The 18998-nt window shown below is 47.7% G+C and carries 17 protein-coding genes; 7 read left to right on the top strand and 10 right to left on the bottom strand.

The annotated features are described in order from the left end of the window. Nucleotides 1-18: 18 nt before the first annotated feature. The gene (locus tag P404_RS0104105; protein WP_026830040.1) at nt 19-2286 is read right to left on the bottom strand and encodes a ribonucleoside-diphosphate reductase subunit alpha; all 2268 of its coding nucleotides are present in this window, start codon (nt 2284-2286) and stop codon (nt 19-21) included. 276 nt (nt 2287-2562) lie between these two features. On the opposite strand from P404_RS0104105, the gene P404_RS0104110 reads away from it, so the two are divergent. From P404_RS0104110 to P404_RS0104130, 5 genes are read left to right on the top strand one after another with little or no spacing between them, the layout of a single operon-like run. Continuing rightward, complete coding sequence (locus P404_RS0104110) at nt 2563-2796, top strand: DUF1871 family protein (protein WP_014971075.1); 234 nt, start codon at nt 2563-2565, stop codon at nt 2794-2796. Nucleotides 2797-2809: 13 nt separating this feature from the next. Next, nucleotides 2810-3049, top strand: coding sequence for a NifU N-terminal domain-containing protein (locus tag P404_RS0104115; RefSeq protein ID WP_014971076.1), 240 nt, complete (start codon nt 2810-2812; stop codon nt 3047-3049). A 58-nt stretch (nt 3050-3107) separates the two neighbouring features. Beyond that, nucleotides 3108-3902 carry a glycosyltransferase family 2 protein gene (locus P404_RS0104120; RefSeq protein WP_014971077.1) on the top strand — a complete coding sequence of 265 codons (795 nt, stop codon included), beginning with the start codon at nt 3108-3110 and terminating at the stop codon, nt 3900-3902. Nucleotides 3903-3907: 5 nt separating this feature from the next. After that, complete coding sequence (locus tag P404_RS0104125) at nt 3908-4405, top strand: Lrp/AsnC family transcriptional regulator (RefSeq protein WP_026830041.1); 498 nt, start codon at nt 3908-3910, stop codon at nt 4403-4405. Next, nucleotides 4402-5592 (top strand): aminotransferase, encoded by a 1191-nt coding sequence (locus P404_RS0104130; RefSeq protein WP_014971079.1) that lies wholly within the window; start codon nt 4402-4404, stop codon nt 5590-5592. The genes P404_RS0104125 and P404_RS0104130 overlap by 4 nt, the downstream gene beginning before the upstream one ends. A 52-nt stretch (nt 5593-5644) precedes the next feature. Here P404_RS0104130 and P404_RS0104135 read toward each other — a convergent pair whose 3' ends face one another. Together P404_RS0104135 and P404_RS0104140 are read right to left on the bottom strand one after the other, a co-directional pair. Next, nucleotides 5645-6526, bottom strand: coding sequence for a MazG nucleotide pyrophosphohydrolase domain-containing protein (locus tag P404_RS0104135; protein WP_026830042.1), 882 nt, complete (start codon nt 6524-6526; stop codon nt 5645-5647). Next, complete coding sequence (locus P404_RS0104140; RefSeq protein ID WP_026830043.1) at nt 6501-6686, bottom strand: hypothetical protein; 186 nt, start codon at nt 6684-6686, stop codon at nt 6501-6503. The genes P404_RS0104135 and P404_RS0104140 overlap by 26 nt, the downstream gene beginning before the upstream one ends. An 86-nt stretch (nt 6687-6772) precedes the next feature. On the opposite strand from P404_RS0104140, the gene ytvI reads away from it, so the two are divergent. After that, the gene (gene ytvI / locus P404_RS0104145; RefSeq protein ID WP_026830044.1) at nt 6773-7897 is read left to right on the top strand and encodes a sporulation integral membrane protein YtvI; all 1125 of its coding nucleotides are present in this window, start codon (nt 6773-6775) and stop codon (nt 7895-7897) included. Here the strand turns inward: ytvI and P404_RS0104150 are convergent. From P404_RS0104150 to P404_RS0104160, 3 genes are read right to left on the bottom strand one after another with little or no spacing between them, the layout of a single operon-like run. Further along, the gene (locus P404_RS0104150; protein WP_014971083.1) at nt 7881-8549 is read right to left on the bottom strand and encodes a DUF429 domain-containing protein; all 669 of its coding nucleotides are present in this window, start codon (nt 8547-8549) and stop codon (nt 7881-7883) included. The genes ytvI and P404_RS0104150 overlap by 17 nt on opposite strands. Continuing rightward, nucleotides 8530-8691 (bottom strand): hypothetical protein, encoded by a 162-nt coding sequence (locus P404_RS18485; RefSeq protein WP_014971084.1) that lies wholly within the window; start codon nt 8689-8691, stop codon nt 8530-8532. Before P404_RS18485 ends, P404_RS0104150 begins: the two co-directional genes overlap by 20 nt. Before the next feature lie 5 nt (nt 8692-8696). Continuing rightward, nucleotides 8697-10130, bottom strand: coding sequence for a leucyl aminopeptidase (locus P404_RS0104160; protein WP_014971085.1), 1434 nt, complete (start codon nt 10128-10130; stop codon nt 8697-8699). 366 nt (nt 10131-10496) lie between these two features. Here P404_RS0104160 and ptsP point away from each other — a divergent pair, with 366 nt between their 5' ends. Next, complete coding sequence (gene ptsP, locus P404_RS0104165; RefSeq protein ID WP_026830045.1) at nt 10497-12221, top strand: phosphoenolpyruvate--protein phosphotransferase; 1725 nt, start codon at nt 10497-10499, stop codon at nt 12219-12221. 249 nt (nt 12222-12470) lie between these two features. Here the strand turns inward: ptsP and P404_RS0104170 are convergent, their stop codons facing one another. From P404_RS0104170 to glcT, 4 genes are all read right to left on the bottom strand, one after another. Next, a complete protein-coding gene (locus tag P404_RS0104170) occupies nt 12471-13982 on the bottom strand; it encodes an MDR family MFS transporter (protein WP_026830046.1) in 1512 nt (503 codons plus the stop codon). Nucleotides 13983-14130: 148 nt separating this feature from the next. Beyond that, on the bottom strand, nt 14131-16224 hold the full coding sequence (ptsG, locus tag P404_RS0104175; RefSeq protein WP_014971088.1) for a glucose-specific PTS transporter subunit IIBC: 2094 nt from the start codon (nt 16222-16224) through the stop codon (nt 14131-14133). A 131-nt stretch (nt 16225-16355) separates the two neighbouring features. Next, entirely contained in the window at nt 16356-17879 is a 1524-nt protein-coding gene (ptsG, locus tag P404_RS0104180) for a glucose-specific PTS transporter subunit IIBC (protein WP_026830047.1), read from the bottom strand. 220 nt (nt 17880-18099) lie between these two features. Beyond that, the gene (gene glcT, locus P404_RS0104185; RefSeq protein ID WP_014971090.1) at nt 18100-18957 is read right to left on the bottom strand and encodes a glucose PTS transporter transcription antiterminator GlcT; all 858 of its coding nucleotides are present in this window, start codon (nt 18955-18957) and stop codon (nt 18100-18102) included. Between the last annotated feature and the right edge of the window lie 41 nt (nt 18958-18998).

The following is an 18998-nucleotide window of genomic DNA, read 5'->3' on the forward strand; positions in this document are numbered from 1 at the left end:
GATATCGTCCTCCTTCTCTTATGATGAACACGACTCACATTCATCGATTTCAACAGTCGTCGAACGTGTATAGTAAATCGTCTTCATCCCAAGCTGCCATGCTTCCATGTGCATCTCGAGTAACTCTTTTGCTTTGATACTGTTCTTGACATAGAGGTTAAAACTGATCGCCTGGTCAATGTGGCGTTGACGTGACGCATTTTGACGGATGCTCCACAGTTGATCAATCTCAAACGCTGATTTATAGAACCAGTTCGTCTCCGGCGTAAGGTCGGGAACGGTTACTGGAATCTTATAGTTTTTCTTTTCTTCCGCATAAACTTTTTTGTAGATCGGATCAATCGAAGCCGTGCTGCCGGCGATGATTGCCGTCGACGAGTTCGGTGCGACTGCCATTAAGTAGGCATTTCGCATTCCGTGTGCCGTGATGTCGGCTTGCAGGCGATCCCAATCGAGTTCAGCAGTCGTTTTGTAGTGACGGCGGGCGATGTACTCCCCTGTTTGCCACTCCGATCCTTCAAAAAGACGATACGCCCCTTTTTCTTTCGCCAGTTGCATCGATGCATCAATCGTCAAGTATGCGATTTTTTCGTAGAGACGATCGGCGTACTGAACAGCCTCGATTGATTCCCAGCGAATGCCTTCGAGTGCGAGCAGGTGATGCCAGCCGAATGTTCCGAGTCCAACTGCCCGGTATTTCTGATTCGTAATCTGTGCTTGCGGCACATCAATCGTGTTCAGATCGATGACGTTATCGAGCATCCGCATCTGAATCGGAATCAACCGTTCCAAGACATCCGAACGAACGGCACGTGCGAGTGCGATCGAGGACAGGTTACAGACGACGAAATCGCCCGGTGTTTTCGTGATGATGATTTTACCGTCTTGTGTATATTCTTCCGTGACCGTCGTCGGGCTCATGTTCTGCATGATTTCTGAGCAGAGGTTCGACGAATAGATCATACCCGCGTGTTTGTTCGGGTTGGCCCGGTTCACCGCGTCGCGGAAGAACATGTACGGTGTTCCCGTTTCGAGCTGTGAACGCATGTATCGTTTGACGAGATCAATCGCCGGTACTTTCGTCCGGCTGAGACGTGGTTCATTGACACAGGCTTCATACTTCTCCGTGAAGCTGCCCCCCTGCTCCGTTTCATCAAATGAGTCTTCCAGACTAAAGCCCATCACTGTCCGGATTTCGTGTGGATCGAACAGGTACCAGTCGCCTCGCGCCTCGACGGTCCGCATGAAATGGTCGGGCAAGCTGACACCGGTGAACAAGTCATGTGTCCGCAACCGTTCGTCCCCGTTGTTTAACTTCGCGTCGAGAAACTCAAGGATATCCTTGTGCCAGATATCGAGATAAACGGCAATCGATCCTTGACGCATACCAAGCTGATCAACGCTGACGGCTGTATTGTTCAGCTGTTTCATCCACGGAATGACACCACTTGATACACCTTTGAATCCTTTGATGTCCGATCCGCGGGAACGGATTTTCCCCATGTAGACCCCGATTCCGCCGCCACCTTTTGACAACGTCGCGACATCCGTATTCGAGTCATAGATGCCACGCAGTGAATCGTCGACCGTATCGATGAAACAAGATGAGAGTTGACCGTACGATTTACCGGCGTTCGACAAGGTTGGTGTCGCAACCGTCATGTAGAGGTTCGATAAGGCCCAGTAAGATTCTTTGACGAGATCGAGACGACGGTCTTTCGGTTCCGTCTGCATGAGCGTCATCGCGATGATCATAAAACGTTCCTGCGGCAATTCGTATAATTTTTTGACATGATCGCGCGCCAAGTAACGGTCTGCTAATGTCCGGAGTCCGATATACGTAAACAGATGGTCGCGTGACGGGTCGATCGATTCTGCAAGCTCCTCGACTTCTCCTTTTGTATACGTTTCTAACAAATGTGGTGTGAAGATTCCGATCTCTGTCAACTTTTCAATCAACGTGTAAAGCGAACCATATCGTTCGTCCGCTCCATAACTACGATTTTCACTGGCTTCCAGATACAAACGATTGAGGTACGTTGCCGTCGCAACAAACGTCCAGTTTGGTTCTTCTGCCTTTAACATATCAAGTGCATGCATCGTCAACAGTTCATAGACTTGATCCGCCTGTAACGTCTTTCCTTCAAGTGCTCGAATTGCCCGTTCTGTGTAACGTTCGACGTCGAGCTCTGAATATGATGCCGTAATCTGACGAATCACTGTATATACATCTTCTATTGTCATTGCACCTTGATAGATGCGTGCTGTATTTAGTGGAGATGCCACTATGAACCACTCCCATTCTCTAACTTTCAAAATAGGTTTCGTTGTCTCAAAAAATGCGCTAAACTAAAAAAAGACGCCCTACATATAGGAAGAGTAATTGTACTATCACTCTATATATAGACGTTTCAGGCATTTTTAAACCTATTTATCTACAAGATATAGGTTATCACTGAATGACCAAAAAATAACCCCTTGCATTGAAAATCAGGTCAAACAAATTTAAAAAGGCGGACCACCGCCTTTTGAGATATATTGAGATAAGGAGTTTAGTCGATTATGAGGTCAGAAGAACTTTTAAAAAAATATGATCCATTTCACCTAGGACAAGGAAATTATCCGACGGAAATGTCTGCTATACTAAGCTTACTGACGGTCCATGATCAAATAAGCCCATTTGCAGAAGCAATCGGTTCTGTATTTGAAGAATCGTTTGGTGAACAACCGGATCGGCAGGAATTAACTTTACTCGCAACGAACTTACTTCTATGTGAAGACTCGTGTGAACTTTGAAAGGAGACTTATTATGCAAGTTGACTACACACCTAATCCAAACTCAGTAAAAATCACACTCGATGGTGATCGTTTTGGGGCAAAAAGCACGAGCGTCAAACAAGGGGACACACCAGATGATGCTTTGCTCGCGTCACTCATCACAGTCGACGGCATCGATAACCTGTTTGCTTACGGTGATTTTGTTACCGTCACAAAAGAACCGACTGCTGAATGGAATACGTTACTTCCATTAATCGAAGAAAAAATGTAAATATCCCACACAGACACCTGTAGTTCAAGGGTGTCTTTGTTCTAAGGAGACGACTTTCATGCCGATGGTCTCAGTCATCATTCCAACATATAATCGCCCACGCGAATTGCGTGAAGCACTGACCGCCCTGACTAAACAGCTGTATCAGGATTTTGAAGTCATCATTCTCAATAACAATGGTGATTCATTGACTTCCGTCATCACCGAATTCGAGGACCAATTGACGATTACTTCTGTTGATCTCCCGGAAAACCATCATGTCCGGGCACGGAATCATGGTGTGTCCTTGGCAAAAGGACAGTATATCCTTCTTCACGACGATGATGATTTGTTGTTACCTTCACACATCGAAGAAGTTGTCGGTGATCTGGAAGCGGGAGCCGACTTATCTTACGCTGACGCCGAACTGTTCACCTATGACTGGCAACAGGACCATCGTATCGTCAAGACGACGGAGCCGTTCGCTTATCCGTACGACCGTAAAGCGATGAAAGAAGACTCGACGTATATCCCGTCCGGTTCCCTCTATCGTAAATCGTTGCATGAAGAACTGGGTCTCTTTGATGAAGAGGTCTTTAACTACTGGGATTGGGACTGGATCTTACGTGTCGGTCAAAATCATCTTATCTTGCACCCTGCACGCGCGACGGTTCTGTATGCTTTCAACCCAACCGGTAACCATCAATCGGCACAACAAGATGCCTCACGCCGCGTCTATTTTGACCGCCTCGTCGAAAAGCATCAATTACCGACGACCGACATGAAAAATTTCCATATCGTTCAAGAAGAACGACGGTCGCGTCTACGTGAGACACGTCGCACGTTTAGTGGCCATTTGACAGAAAGTGAGTGATCTTCATGTATACAGATAAACAATTGGAATTACTTGAACTGCTAACCCAAAGCGGACCGGTCGACCATGTTCTGGCGGCTCAAATGCTTGACTTAACAGAAGACGAGGTCCTCTCATCGCTTGCGACATTTAAGCAAGATGGCGTCCTGCTTGGCTATACTGCCGTCATCGATTGGCAGAAGATTCATGCCCATCACGGTGTGACTGCGTTTATCGATGTCAAAGTGACACCAAAACGCGGGCGAGGGTTCGACGAAGTCGCAGAACGCATTCATCGTTTTCCGGAAGTGACGTCGCTCTACCTGATGTCCGGTGCGTATGACTTACAAGTCGTTCTCGATGGCAAGTCACTCCAGGAAGTGTCACAATTCGTCTCGGAAAAACTGTCGACGCTCGACTCCGTCATCTCGACGACGACGCATTTCCGCCTGAAGACTTATAAACATGACGGTGTCTTGTTTAGTCAGGATGATGGTGACAAACGATTGAAGGTGTCCCCATGAAGTCGTTATCTGAACGGGTCGAACGGTTAGCCCCTTCCGGCATCCGACGTTTTTTTGATTTAGCGGGTTCGATGGACGATGTCATCTCCCTTGGTGTCGGGGAACCGGATTTCGTCACCCCCTGGAATGTCCGCGAAGCCAGTTTCGCAGCGCTCGAGCAAGGTTATACGGCATATAGTGCGAACGCCGGTCTCGTCGAGTTACGTCAGGAAATCCGGCTCTACATGCAGGAAAAGTTTTCGATTGATTACGAAGTCGCAGATGAAATCATCGTCACGACCGGTGCCTCGGAAGGACTCGACTTAGCCTTTCGGACGTTGATCAACCCCGGGGATGAGGTCATCGTCGTCGAGCCGGCGTTCGTTTCCTATGCACCGTTGATCGAACTCGCAGGCGGGATTCCCGTCGCAGCTGCCTGTCAGGCAGAAAACGGCTTTACGATTCAGCCTGACACGATTGAAGCCGTCGTGACCAATCGGACAAAGGCCATCATCTTTTGTTTCCCGTCCAATCCGACCGGCTCTGTCATGTCACGGGACCAGTTGGCCGATCTTGCCTTGATTGCCAAAAAACATGATCTATACGTCATCAGTGACGAAATCTATGCCGAGTTGTCGTACGAAGACGAACCGACCTGCTTTGCGACGTTACCCGACATGCGGGACCGGACGATCGTCATCAACGGTTTCTCAAAAGCGTTTGCCATGACCGGTTGGCGGCTTGGGTTTACGTGTGCCCCACCTGCCATCAGTCAAGCGATGCTCAAGGTCCATCAGTACGGCATGATGTGTGCACCGACACTCGTCCAGTTCGCCGGAATCGAAGCGTTACGTTCCCGTCACAAGACGGTACCTGATATGGTCCGGAGTTACCGCCAGCGTCGTAACTATTTCGTCAAGGCACTGAATGATGCCGGTCTGCCGACCCATTCGCCGGGTGGCGCCTTTTATGCCTTCCCCTATATCGGGGGAACCGGTTTGACGAGTGAAGAATTTGCCGAGCAACTGTTGCTTGCGGAACGGGTTGCCGTCGTGCCCGGTTCAGTCTTCGGTGCGAGTGGCGAAGGGTATGTCCGTGCGAGCTATGCCAGTTCGATTGAACAGCTGCAACAGGCCATCCACCGGATCAACCGGTTCATGCAACAATTGAAACACCAACCAACGGAACTCTCGAACCATTCGAGCTGATGCCGGCATGCCAAAGAAGCGTCGACTCCGGAATCGACGCTTCTTTGTTGTTTCATTCATCGACGTGCAGTACTAAAAACATACGATGGTCATCCTCGGCATGATACGGCGAAACTGGACCGAGTTGTGGCGCGTAGACATCAATCCGGTACGGTGCCTCTTTGAAGGATAACGGTGTCTGTTCTTTAATGATTCGTCCAATCTGATCCGCCTGTTCCTTGACATGCAGCAAGCTGTCACTTCGTTCGATCGGTGCCTCGATGATGAATCCATCGATCCCTTCGATCCGGGCACAGCGAAGAAATCGTCGTAACGATGGCAAGGCGGCTTGGATATGCGCTTCGAGCGACATGCCGGCTTCATGGACAGGAGCACCCCATAAACGTTCCGTGTTTCCCGTTGCACTTCGGAAGTGATCAATCGTTTCTTCCGTAACCGGATCCCGTGTCAAGGCAAAACGCGTCCGGTCACGGCGTAAGTTCTTTTCATTCGTTTGATCGATTTCCTTGAGCAGGTCAAGTTCTAGAGGACGCGCTAAGCGAAACAGTTCCCGTTGCAAGCGAGCCAACGATCGGCCAATCGGGACCACATCTTCAGTTTTTTTCGGTGGTTTATCCCCTTCATAACCATTCATCACACGGGCGACTTGTCCCGCTTCATGAACGAGCCGGTAATAAGAACCTGTTTCCTGATCGTGTTCGGTATCAAGCTTCCGGTGCTGTCCTGCCAAATCGGTCACGTATTGATTCGCAAGACAGGTGGAGATCATCAAGACATCCACGAGTTCCGCTTTTAGCAACAAATCATCGTTCTCTTCAAGCGCTTCGCCGACTTCCCCCACTTCCTCGATCAACCGCGCCAACCCGGATAACGGACGAAAGTAACCACCGAGTGCCCGAATCGTCGCATCAACCTTTTGTTGAAGATGTCTCATCTCCTGCATCGTCTTGCACCTCCGTCAATCCGTTCACTAATCGGTCTTCTGTTTGCTTTTTAAACTGATCGTTAAAGCGTTGATTTTTCCGCCATTCTCGAACTGCCATCCCGCTGGCTACGGCAAGTGAGACAAGCAATCCAACTTCTTTCCGTTTCATCTGAATTCCCCCTCTTTTGAGTGATACGTTTTTTTCATAAACATGATATGATGATGACATTCCATACATAGTAAGAGGTGTTGCTTGTGTCGACTGAACGTCTTTGGCAATTAGCTCGTTTTTTGGGTGTCATCGTTGCCGTCTTTTTGATTGGCTGGCTGATCATTCGCCTGTCTTCTTTCATGTATCCGTTCGTTTTTGCGTTTTTACTCGCTCTCTTCAGTCGCCCACTCGTCGACTTTTTCCAAAAAAGACTTCGCATCAATCGAGGTTGGGGCGCTTTCTTATCGATTATTCTCATGAGCGGTCTATTGATTGGCTCACTTGTTTTAATCATCATGCAGTTGATCCGGGGACTTGTGTTTGTCGCCAACCAGTTGCCGGCACAAATTCAAGAACTTAGTCTCTACTTCCAAAAGCTCTACAATGAAAAATTGGCACCCATTTGGAACGACGCGTCTGAAGCACTTCGGTCACTCGAACCCTCTCAGCAAAACACCGTGCAAAATAGTATTCAATCACTCGGAAGTTCTCTTGCCAGTGCCATCGGTGAAGGTTCCAAAAATATCGCCGGCATGTTGCAGACGATCTTAGCGACCTTGCCATCCATCGCGTTGATTTTGGTCATCGTCTTGCTTGCCTGGTTCTTCATCTCGAAGGATTGGCACAAATACGAAATCCGCCTGAAGCAGTATGAGATGTTACCATGGTTTGCCCGTGCCGAGTCCGTCGTCGCGAGTCTCCGATCTGCCTTGTTCGGCTATATCAAAGCTCAATTGACGTTGATTACGATTACGTTTTTCATCGTTCTTGTTGGACTATTGATCATCGGGGTCGAACATCCTTTTGCGATCGCCTTCATTGCCGCATTTTTTGATATCTTGCCTTATCTTGGGACCGGTTCCGTATTTTTACCTTGGATTGCCTACTCCATGATCACCGGAGATACCGGTCTTGCGATTGGTCTAGCCATTCTCTACGGTCTCGTCATCTTGCAACGGAACATCATGGAACCAAAAATCGTCGGTGACAATATCGGTATCCAGCCGATCACCGCCTTGATCGCCTTGTTCGTCGGCATTCAGTTTTTCGGTGTGTTCGGATTGATTCTCGGACCACTCGTCGCCGTCATCCTTAAAGCCTTGCATAATGCACGGATTTTCCATTATCTTTGGGCATTTATTAAAGGATCACCTACACCGTTTCGGTGAAGGTGATTTTTTTTGGTAGTGCCGCATATAAGGGAAAGCCGTCGGCATCGTACGGACAACTTTTGGGCAAGTACGTAGCCGGCAATGTCGCTGCGACGGCTAACAAACAAGCATCGATCCAGTCATCGGTTGCGACGCCCGGCACCTTGAGCTCCCAGTAAGGCGGACAATCGTACCGGCGTAATAGCTCCGTCCGCTCTGCTACGCCTTCGATTGTCCGTTTATTAAATCGCGCCGGGTGACCCGTCAGACGGGCAAAACAGACTTCCGGATGGGATTCCATCATACCCGGTTGATAGTGTGCACGGACTTGACGGATTTTCGGTAACAAGTACCAGGCTTGTTTCGATAAACCGAGACCTGCTTGCTGTTTCGAATAATCGTTGGCCGCTTGATAATCAGATTGTTCCAATGCCGCGAGTAGCGGGGCATTAAAGATACTACTCGTTCGACCCGGTTTTAATTCTTCGCGCAACAATTGATCAACGACTCGCCGCTGTTGTCGTTCGAGACCAATCGGCATATCGATATACGTGACGGATCCGCATCTGATGTCAGCCAGCGACGAAGCAACCGTCCAGGAGAACTGACCGTCCCGAATCGAGACCGCCACCCAACCGGCTTTCGCCGCGTCAATCCCGGTGACGTCCACTAGACTTCTCCCGTATTCCCTTCATCAGTGACAAGACGGTGAACACCCCTAAAAACGTCGCAACTGCTAACGGAATCTGTTCGTGCGAATCGAGATACCAGACGATACTGATGATGGTCAATAAAACGAGAACACTGTTCAATCGGATCATCCTTCACGTTCAACAAAACGATACAGACTCCGGACCATGACACCAGTCGCGCCTTTTGGACCGAGTTCGGTCGCTGCTTTTTGTTCCGATGTTCCGGCGATATCGAGATGAAGCCATGGTGTTTCGCCAACGAATTCCCCGACAAAAGCACCACCAAAGATCATATGCCCCATCCGTCCCGGTGAATTGTTTAAATCCGCAACGTCGGAGCGGCGAACTTGTTTGATGAATTGATCGACGTACGGCATCTGCCAGACCATCTCGTTTGTCTCTTGCGTCACGGCTTCGAATCGACTGTAAAGAGCCGCATCATTCGTCAACGCACCCGTGATTTCCGTTCCAAGCGCAACCAGGACCCCGCCCGTCAACGTCGCTAGATCGATGATCATCTTCGGTTTGTATTCTTTGGCATAAGTGACGGCGTCTGCTAACACAAGTCGCCCTTCCGCATCCGTGTTTAAGATCTCGATCGTTTTTCCCGCCATCGACGTGATGACATCATCCGGCTTAAACGCGTCTCCGGAAATCATGTTGTCCGTTGCCGGGATGACACCTAATACGTTGACGTTTGGTTTGAGTTTACCGAGGGCTTCAAACAATCCGAGGACGGCTGCTGCGCCACCCATATCCCCCTTCATCCCAACGATTCCGTCTTTTGGTTTGATCGAGTACCCACCCGTATCAAATGTGACTCCTTTGCCGACGACGGCGATCGGCGCCTCGTCACCTGCCCCTCTATATTCGAGGACAATCAGTTTGGGTGGAATCGTTGACCCTTGGTTGACGGCCAGCAACGCACCCATTCCGAGTGCTTCCATCTCTTCTTTTTCCAAAACCTTCAGGTCGTGCCCGTACCGCTCGGCGATAAAACGCGCTTCGTCTGCTAAAGCAGGTGCAGTCAGCAGGTTCCCTGGCATCGTCACGAGGCGTCGTGCGAGGTTCGTCGCTTCAGCAAGCGCTTCTCCGCGTTCTACATCCCGTTCTCCCGCATCCGACCAAATCGTTAAGTCCAGCTCATACGTCGCATGTGTCGTCGTCTTATAATGTTTGACTTCGTATGTAGCTAAACCAAACGTCTCGGCAATCAATTCGACCGGTTGATCCGGAAATGTCGTCGCGTCGACAGTTGCTTTTGAGAGGTTGCGTGTTTTTAAGAACTGAGCGGCCTTCCCAAACAAACGACGAAGTGTATCCGGGGTGAGCCCTTCCGTTTTCCCAAGACCTACAAATAAGACACGTTCGACTGTTCCGGTCAACGTTGGCAATAAACGGAGTTCTCCTTGTTTCGTCGAGATATCCCCCCGACGTACCCACTCATCCAATCGGTCCGGATAAAGTGAACGAATCCGTTCCTCGACCGGTTGGTTACCTGAAATACCGACAACGAGTACTTCGACATGTGCCTGTGGATCTACTTGGTTCCATCGCATATTCAATTCCCCCTTTAGTAATACTTATAAGTATGAAGCGTTTGACCTGATTTTCCAACTGATAGCACCCAAGACAAATGAAACCGTTCTCATTTTTGACGTTCGTTAAGACGTTCGTTAATTTGTCGATTTGGACCGTTTCAAACAATTGTTGCTTGTTTCACAATGTGATAGGATTAAACAGGTGAAAAGGACAGGCACTTCTACTAAACGGTCATTTTGGCAAAAACAGAAATGTCTACGTTTTCATTTAAAGGGAGAGTCCGCAATCGACCCGTTAAGAGAGATGCGTTTATGGGTATCTATAGATAGCAAAGAAACGACGTCCTTGCGGCAAAAAAACTTACTGAAAAGAGGGTAATGCACATGGCACAGCATATCAAAGGAATTGGCGCTTCTGCAGGGATTGCGATTGCGAAAGCATTCGTGATGGAAACACCTGTCTTTGACATTCCAACTAATAAAATCGAGGATTCGGCAGCTGAAAAAGAACGTTTCCAAGCAGCTATCGTTAAATCAAAAGGTGAACTCGAAATCATTCGTGAGAACACATTAAAAGAACTCGGCGCAGATAAAGCAGAAATCTTTTCAGCCCACCTCTTAATTTTAGAAGACCCGGAAATCGTTAGCCAAGTTAATGCGAAAATCGATGAAGAGAAAACAAATGCAGCACAAGCACTTGATGAAGTCTCACAGATGATGGTCATGATCTTTGAATCGATGGACAATGAATACATGCGCGAGCGTGCGGCAGATGTCCGTGACGTCACGAAACGGACGATGGCCCACTTGCTCGGCATCACGTTCGTCACACCGGCTCAGATCAATGAAGAAGTCATCATCATTGCAGAAGACTTAACACCTTCAGATACAGCACAACTCAACCGGAAGTATGCAAAAGGATTTGCTACGAACATCGGTGGACGGACTTCGCACTCGGCGATCATGTCCCGTTCTCTTGAAATTCCAGCAGTCGTCGGAACGAAAGTTGTCTTGGCGGAAGTCAAACACGGTGATTTCTTGATTCTTGACGGTGCGGAAGGTGATGTCATCGTCAACCCTTCAAGCGACCAAATCGCAGAATACGAAGAAAAACGTTCTGCGTACATCGCTCAAAAAGAAGAGTGGAAAAAACTCAAAAACGAAAAAACAGTCACAGCAGACGGTCATCACGTCGAGCTCGCAGCGAACATCGGAACACCAAACGATGTCAAAGGTGTGCTTGAGAATGGTGCCGAGGCAGTCGGATTATACCGGACAGAGTTCCTCTACATGGATGCTGAAACGTTCCCGACGGAAGACGAGCAGTTCACAGCATACAAAACGGTACTCGAATCAATGGGCGATAAAAAAGTCGTCATCCGGACACTTGATATCGGTGGCGACAAAGAGTTGTCTTACCTCGATCTTCCGCATGAGATGAATCCGTTCCTTGGTTACCGGGCGATTCGTCTTTGCCTGGACCAAACGGATCTGTTCCGGACACAACTCCGTGCCCTTCTCCGGGCAAGTGCTTACGGTAAGCTTGCTGTCATGTTCCCAATGATCGCGACACTTGAAGAATTCCGTGCCGCTAAAGCACTTCTCTTGGAAGAAAAAGCAAACCTTCAAGCAGAAGGCGTGACAGTTTCAGAAGACATCGAAGTCGGAATGATGGTCGAGATTCCATCAACAGCTGTTATGGCGAAACAATTCGCAAAAGAAGTCGACTTCTTCTCTGTCGGAACAAACGACTTGATCCAATACACGATGGCTGCTGACCGGATGAACGAAAAAGTGTCATATCTCTACCAACCGTTCAACCCAGCTATCTTAAGCTTATTGAACAACGTCATCACAGAAGCACACAAAGCGGGCAAATGGGTCGGTATGTGTGGGGAGATGGCTGGAGAAGAACTCGCTCTTCCGATCCTCCTTGGACTCGGACTTGATGAATTCTCAATGTCTGCTTCATCTGTCCTTCGCGCACGCAGCTTGATGACGCGTTTGAACAAAGCAGAGTGTGAAGCGATTGTCGAACAAGTACTCGATATGGATACAGCGGAAGATGTCGTCAACTTCCTCAGCACGACATTCGATATCAAAAAATAAGGTTTTTCGGACACGTCCCATCTCGGGGCGTGTTTTTTTGTCTCGTTAACAAAGCATCTTCTTTTTCCTTATACTTTGTGCGGGAAAGCAGATTAGCCTACGTCGAAATCATTCCTCTCTGCACTCGCTTTCCTGTAGGAGTCTAGTGCATCGAATGATTTCGAACAACAGAAAAGGAAAGCGGATTTGACATCCACTTCCCCCTCTTCTGTCAATTTTGATGTTTATCTAAATATCTTTACCCACATATTATGCTTGTTTTGCTTTTGGTCGTTCTCCTTGACCTTCTTGTAACGTCGGCCGTTCATTTCCCATCAGGAACACAAAGACGACACCTAACACTGCTGGAATCAGCGCCCATAAATAGACCGACGAAATCGATTCTGCAAGTGATGACTTGATGGCATTCGCTACTTCCGGTGGCATATTCGCAAGGGCCGAAGCCGTCGGGAATTGTCCGCCATCCGGTGCATTACCGCCCGGCAATTGTTCGCTGATCGTCGATGAGAACGTCCGGGATTGAATGATACCAAGCACCGTCACCCCAAGCGTCATCCCAATCGTCCGGAATGTCGAGCCCATCGAGGTTGCTGCCCCACGTCGTTGCATCTCAATCCCATTGATACTGGCAAGATTGAGTAACGAGAAACTAAACCCAACACCAAATCCTAAGATGATCATATACATCGTAATCGCCGTTCGTGTCGTCTCAAGAGACATCGTGCTTAACAGATAAACCCCTAACAAGAAGAAAACTGCCGAGACGAACATGACGTTTCGGAACCCGTATTTATTCGGCAGGCGTCCCCCGAGTTGTGCCGAGATGACCGATGCAATCAACATCGGCATCAAAATCAGACCGGAGTTTGTCGCACTGCCACCAAACACACCTTGGACAAAGATTGGAATAAAGACACTTGCAGAGATAAAGACAAATCCGTAAAAAAAGGCTACACCTTGCGTCGCTGCAAACAATTGCCGTTTAAATAGACTGAACGTGATGACAGGATCGGCTGCCCGGCGTTCGATAAAGCCGAAGATGATGAAAGCAACGAGTGCCGCCCCAAACAAACCGATGATTTGCGGCGAGTTCCAAGCATAATCTTTTCCGCCCATTTCAAGCGCCAGTAAGAATAAGACAAGTCCTGCAACTAACGTCACCGCTCCGGCATAATCGATTTTTTGCGTCCGGTGAACCGGTGACTCCTTGTAAAACAGTGAAACAAGTGTGAGTGCCAAAATCCCGAGTGGAATATTGATATAAAACACCCAACGCCAGTTGATGGCATCTGTTAACACAGCGCCAAGCAACGGACCGAAGATACTTGAAATTCCGAAGACGGCTCCAAATAAACCACTGACCTTCCCGCGTTTTTCAGGCGGGAAAATATCAAAGATGATCGTAAAGGCGATTGGCATTAAAGCTCCGCCACCTAGACCTTGAACCGCACGATACACGGATAGTTCAACAATCGAGTCGGCCATCCCGCAAAGAATGCTTCCCGTGATGAACAGTAACATTCCAAATAAGAAGAAACGTTTTCGACCGTACATATCACTCAACTTACCAAAGATCGGCATCCCGGCCACAGTCGCAATCATATAGGCTGATGTCACCCACGCATATTGATCAAAGCCGTTTAATTCACTGACGATTGTCGGCATCGCTGTCGCAACGATGGTATTATCCATTGCCGCCACTAAAATCCCGATCAGTAACCCTAACACGACGTAACGTGTTTTTGTCGAAGTCGTAGCCATCGACTCACCTCTTTCTTTTCAAAAAATAGCTAATCTTCATAATAGCTTATTCATTGTATCATCGTATGTGCAAAATCTCACTGTTAAATGTTCACTGCATATAAAAAACACGATTCCAAAAACGGAATCGTGTTCATCGTACTGATCATTATTTAATGTCATACGAAATCTTTTCACCGGCTTCGACTGTTTTCCCAACATCGACCGAAACTTTCCGGTCGCCGCTGTTCGTGACGATGATTGGTGTGAGTAACGATGGGACAAGTGGTCGGATCTGTTCGAGGTCGACGCTCAGCAACGGCGAACCTGGTTCGACCCGATCGCCGGCTTTCGCGAGTGCTTCGAATCCTTTTCCTTCAAGCGATACGGTATCGATTCCGATATGAATCAAAATTTCATCTCCATTATCGGCAAGGATGCCAATCGCGTGTTTTGTTGGGAAGAAGGTCGTGATTTCACCGGATACAGGAGAAACGACATATCCTTCCGTCGGTTCGATCGCATATCCGTCGCCCATCATCCGTCCGGAGAAGACTTGATCCGGGACGTCATCCAGCGATCGAATCACTCCGCTCATTGGTGAAACATATCCTTCAACCGGTACATATGCTCCATCCGTTCCGGCTAAGCCCGACCGGTCATCGGTCCGTGATTCGGCTCCCGTCGGAACTTGTGGAATCGGATCGGCTTCTGGTTTAACCGGTGGTTGATAGTTCGGATCGTTCATGATTTCTGCCATCTCGGTCTTGATTCCGTCCGATTTCGGACCAAAAATGGCTTGAACATTGTCTCCGACTTCAAGTACTCCTGCAGCTCCAAGCTGTTTCAGTCGTTCTTTATTGACGCCCGATTTATCGTTGACGGTAATCCGGAGCCGCGTGATACAAGCATCCAAGTGTTTGATGTTTGATGCACCACCAAAGGCTTGGAGAATTTCATAAGGCAGTTCGCCAGCCGTCGTCGTCGATGCGACGGCCCCTTCTTGAATCGCTTCGCGTCCCGGAATCTTCAAGTCAAACTTCGTGATGACGAAACGGAACCCAAAGTAATAGATGACCGCAAAAACTAACCCGACTGGTATGACGAGCCACCAGGAGGTCCGGTTCGGTAAGATTCCGAACAACGTATAGTCAATCAATCCTCCGGAGAAGGTCATCCCGATTTTGACGTTGAGGATGTCCATGATCATAAAGGATAATCCAGCGAATACGGCGTGGACCGCAAACAATAGCGGTGCAACGAACACGAATGAAAACTCAACAGGTTCTGTAATCCCGGTCAAAAACGATGTCAAGGCAGCTGAGAAATATAACCCTTCAACCGCTTTCCGACGATCCTTCGCAACCGTATGGTACATCGCAAGACAGGCAGCAGGAAGACCAAACATCATGAACGGATATTTCCCGGTCATGTATGTCCCTGCCGTAAACGGAACACCGTCTTTTAATTGTGCAAAGAAAATCCGCTGGTCCCCGTTGACGATCGTACCGGCTTTATCCGTATACTCACCGAACTGGAACCAAAAACTCGAATACCAAATGTGATGCAGACCAAACGGAATGAGTGAACGTTCGACTAATCCAAAGATGAAGGCAGATAACGTTTCGTTTGATTCAATGATCGTTTTCGAGAACGTATTGATTCCCGTTCCGATCGGCGGCCAAATGTAACACAACGCAAAACCAGCGACTAAACTGAATAGCGCTGTAGCAATCGGGACAAACCGTTTACCGGCAAAGAATCCAAGGAAATCCGGTAGTTTAATTTTAAAGAATTTATTATAGCTGTACGCCGCAATCAACCCGGCGATGATCCCTCCGAATACCCCCATTTGCAGGGTCGGTATTCCTAACACGGTCGCATACGATAAATCACTCGATTTTTGTGCTTCTGCAATCTTTTCAGGCGTAATCTGTAAAAACGAACTGATAACTTTGTTCATGATCAAGAATCCGACAATCGCGGCTAATCCTGCGACCCCTTCACCGTTCGCAAGACCAATCGCGACCCCGACGGCAAACAATAATCCTAGATTGGCAAAGATGATATCCCCTGCATCTTGCATGACTCGCCAAATGACGACTAATGCATCATTTTCAAGAAATGGCAGATACTGCGTCAGATTCGGGTTTTGAAAAGCCGTACCAAACGCTAGGAGCAGCCCCGCTGCCGGTAGGATTGCGACCGGTAACATCAAAGCTTTACCGATCCGTTGCAACACACCAAACACGTTTTTCCACATCAGTGATTTCCCTCCTTTTTTTAACCAAACTACTTACTTCATACCCTTAATGTTTATTCCATGAAACTATTTAGAAGATGTTTATTTCCACAAAAAAAGAGCCTTCCCAAATCGGGAAAGCTCTTCATACATTAAACTGATTTTTCTTGTTTACGTGACGCGATGACAGCTTGAATTTCAGATTTGATGTTATCTGATTTTGGTCCGTAGATCGCTTGGACGTTGTTACCAACTTCAAGAACCCCTGCCGCACCTAATTTTTTCAATTCATTTTTGTCAACTTTTGATTTATCAAGTACTTCAACACGAAGGCGTGTGATACATGCATCAAGGTGTTTGATGTTTGATTCAGAACCGAGTGCATCAAGGATACCTGCTGCAAGCTCAGATCCTTGAGCCATTGAAGTTTCTTGGACTTCGTCTTCACGACCTGGTGTTTTCAAGTTGAACTTGCGGATTGCGAAACGGAATCCAACATAGTACACAACTGCGAGAACAAGACCGACGACGATGACGAGCCACCACTGCGTACGTCCTGGAAGGACACCGAAGAGAAGGAAGTCGATCAATCCACCTGAGAATGTCATCCCGATTTTGACGTTCAAGAGTTGCATTGTCATGAACGAAAGACCTGCGAAGACTGCGTGAACTGCGAACAAGATTGGTGCAACGAATAAGAATGCGAATTCGATTGGTTCTGTGATACCTGTTAAGAAAGCTGTAAGTGCTGCTGATCCAAGAAGACCACCAACGATTGCGCGACGCTCTGGGCGTGCTTCATGGTACATAGCAAGTGCTGCTGCTGGAAGACCAAACATCATGAACGGGAATTTACCAGTCATGAATGTACCAGCTGTTAATTCGACGTTATCTTTTAACTGAGCGAAGAAGATCGCTTGGTCACCACGAACGACGTCTCCTGCTGCATTCGTGTACGAACCGAATTCGAACCAGAATGGTGCATAGAAGATATGGTGAAGACCAAATGGAATCAATGAACGTTCAATGAGACCAAAGACGAATGCTGCAAGTGTTGGGTTTTTCTCCATCATGAAGTGGGAGAATGTGTTCAACCCGTCTTGCGCGAACGGCCAAACGAATACAAGAACAAGACCTGCGAACAATGAAACAACTGCTGTAACGATTGGAACAAACCGTTTTCCTGCGAAGAATCCGAGGAACTGCGGCAATTCGAGATTATGATACTTCCCGTAGGCCCAGGCTGCGATCAAACCGATGATGATACCACCGAAGACACCTGTTTGAAGGGTTGGAATACCAAGTACGTTTGAGTACCCTTGACCATTTGCCACCATTTCTGGTGTAACGCCGAGCCAAACGCTCATCGTTTTGTTCATGATCAGGAATCCGACGATCGCTGCAAGTCCGGCTGCGCCGTCTCCTGCTAATCCGATCGCGACACCGACCGCGAATAAGAGTGCTAAGTTACCGAAGATGATATCCCCGGCTGCTTCCATCAATTTTGCAACCTTGATGATTGCATCATTTTTTAAGAACTCGAGTCTTGACGTCAAGTTCGGATTTTGCATCGCATTACCGAATCCGAGTAAGATCCCGGCAGCAGGCAAAATCGCAACAGGAAGCATCAACGCTTTACCAACACGTTGAAGAACAGCAAAAATCTGTTTGAACATGTGTGTTTCCTCCTCTTAATCTAAAATCTACAATAATAAATAATGCCAATGACAGGTCGAAAAAAGTCAGACATCTGACCGATTTTTACAGAAAAAAATCAGGCACAAGCGGATTGTAGACAAAATACACTTATCCCGCGAAAAATCCTAACGGAAATAAACCATTTTGCCCGACATCCCACTCATGCCTGATCGTATCAGTAACACGTAGTCCGTGCGGTCATTTACCTAAATCGTACTGCACTAAGCGTTGCAGATGCATCGTAAGATACGTCGCTTCACCGCGCGGTACCGCTTTCTTCAACTGACGTTCCATGATGGACATCAGCTCCCAAGCAGTATCATAGCACAGCGGATATTCTTCGCGCAATAGCTTTTCTACTTTTTCTGGCGCCTCTAGGTACTCGCCATTGGAAACCCTTTCAATCGCTGACCGTAAGTGACGAATTAAACGCTTATAATCCAACGATTTTCGATCGATTTTGATTTGCAAACGCTGTTCGATGTGACTGGCAATTAATCCGACGAGTTGATGATGTCGGTTCACTTCGAGCACATCCTTGAAGTTCGTTGCCGAATGAATGTGCAACGCGATGAAGCCCGTTTCTGCAGGTGGCAGATAAAAATTCATCTCGGCACTGATGAATTCAACGATTTCTTCCGCCAAGGCATACTCTTCCGGATATAAGGCTTCCGTTTCTGCAAGAAACGGATTCGTCACTTCCATACCTTGCTCCAAACGTTTGAACGTAAACGTCAAATGATCCGTCAACCCGATATGAATATGTTCATCGACCCGTTTTCCGAACCGCGTTTCAATCATCGAAACGATTTCGTTCATCAAAGCGATGAAATTTTCATCGAGGTGTCCGACAAGTGCCTTATACTGTGCTTGCTCGTCTTTATCTTTTAACGTATAGACTTTTTCTAACTTTTCAAGATCCGTTAGTTGATCGTCTGGCTTCCGACCGAAGCCAATCCCTTTCGCGAGGATAATGACTTCCTGATTCGCACCAGTCGAACAAATGACGACATTATTATTCAAGACTTTGATAACGCGGTACATTTGTTTATCCATTCGCTCTCAACCCTATCTGCTCTTACACATTTTTTTAAAAA

Origin of the sequence: Exiguobacterium antarcticum DSM 14480, assembly GCF_000685865.1 — a bacterium.
Taxonomy (GTDB): Bacteria; Bacillota; Bacilli; order Exiguobacteriales; family Exiguobacteriaceae; genus Exiguobacterium_A; species Exiguobacterium_A antarcticum.

What these genes read in the sequence shown, in the direction of transcription:
- P404_RS0104110 (WP_014971075.1), top strand. Translation starts at nt 2,563, where the DNA reads ATGAGGTCAGAAGAACTTTTAAAAAAATATGATCCATTTCACCTAGGA.
- P404_RS0104115 (WP_014971076.1), top strand. Translation starts at nt 2,810, where the DNA reads ATGCAAGTTGACTACACACCTAATCCAAACTCAGTAAAAATCACACTC.
- P404_RS0104120 (WP_014971077.1), top strand. Translation starts at nt 3,108, where the DNA reads ATGCCGATGGTCTCAGTCATCATTCCAACATATAATCGCCCACGCGAA.
- P404_RS0104125 (WP_026830041.1), top strand. Translation starts at nt 3,908, where the DNA reads ATGTATACAGATAAACAATTGGAATTACTTGAACTGCTAACCCAAAGC.
- P404_RS0104130 (WP_014971079.1), top strand. Translation starts at nt 4,402, where the DNA reads ATGAAGTCGTTATCTGAACGGGTCGAACGGTTAGCCCCTTCCGGCATC.
- P404_RS0104135 (WP_026830042.1), bottom strand. Translation starts at nt 6,526, where the DNA reads ATGAGACATCTTCAACAAAAGGTTGATGCGACGATTCGGGCACTCGGT.
- P404_RS0104140 (WP_026830043.1), bottom strand. Translation starts at nt 6,686, where the DNA reads ATGAAACGGAAAGAAGTTGGATTGCTTGTCTCACTTGCCGTAGCCAGC.
- P404_RS0104160 (WP_014971085.1), bottom strand. Translation starts at nt 10,130, where the DNA reads ATGCGATGGAACCAAGTAGATCCACAGGCACATGTCGAAGTACTCGTT.
- ptsP (WP_026830045.1), top strand. Translation starts at nt 10,497, where the DNA reads ATGGCACAGCATATCAAAGGAATTGGCGCTTCTGCAGGGATTGCGATT.
- P404_RS0104170 (WP_026830046.1), bottom strand. Translation starts at nt 13,982, where the DNA reads ATGGCTACGACTTCGACAAAAACACGTTACGTCGTGTTAGGGTTACTG.
- ptsG (WP_014971088.1), bottom strand. Translation starts at nt 16,224, where the DNA reads ATGTGGAAAAACGTGTTTGGTGTGTTGCAACGGATCGGTAAAGCTTTG.
- ptsG (WP_026830047.1), bottom strand. Translation starts at nt 17,879, where the DNA reads ATGTTCAAACAGATTTTTGCTGTTCTTCAACGTGTTGGTAAAGCGTTG.
- glcT (WP_014971090.1), bottom strand. Translation starts at nt 18,957, where the DNA reads ATGGATAAACAAATGTACCGCGTTATCAAAGTCTTGAATAATAATGTC.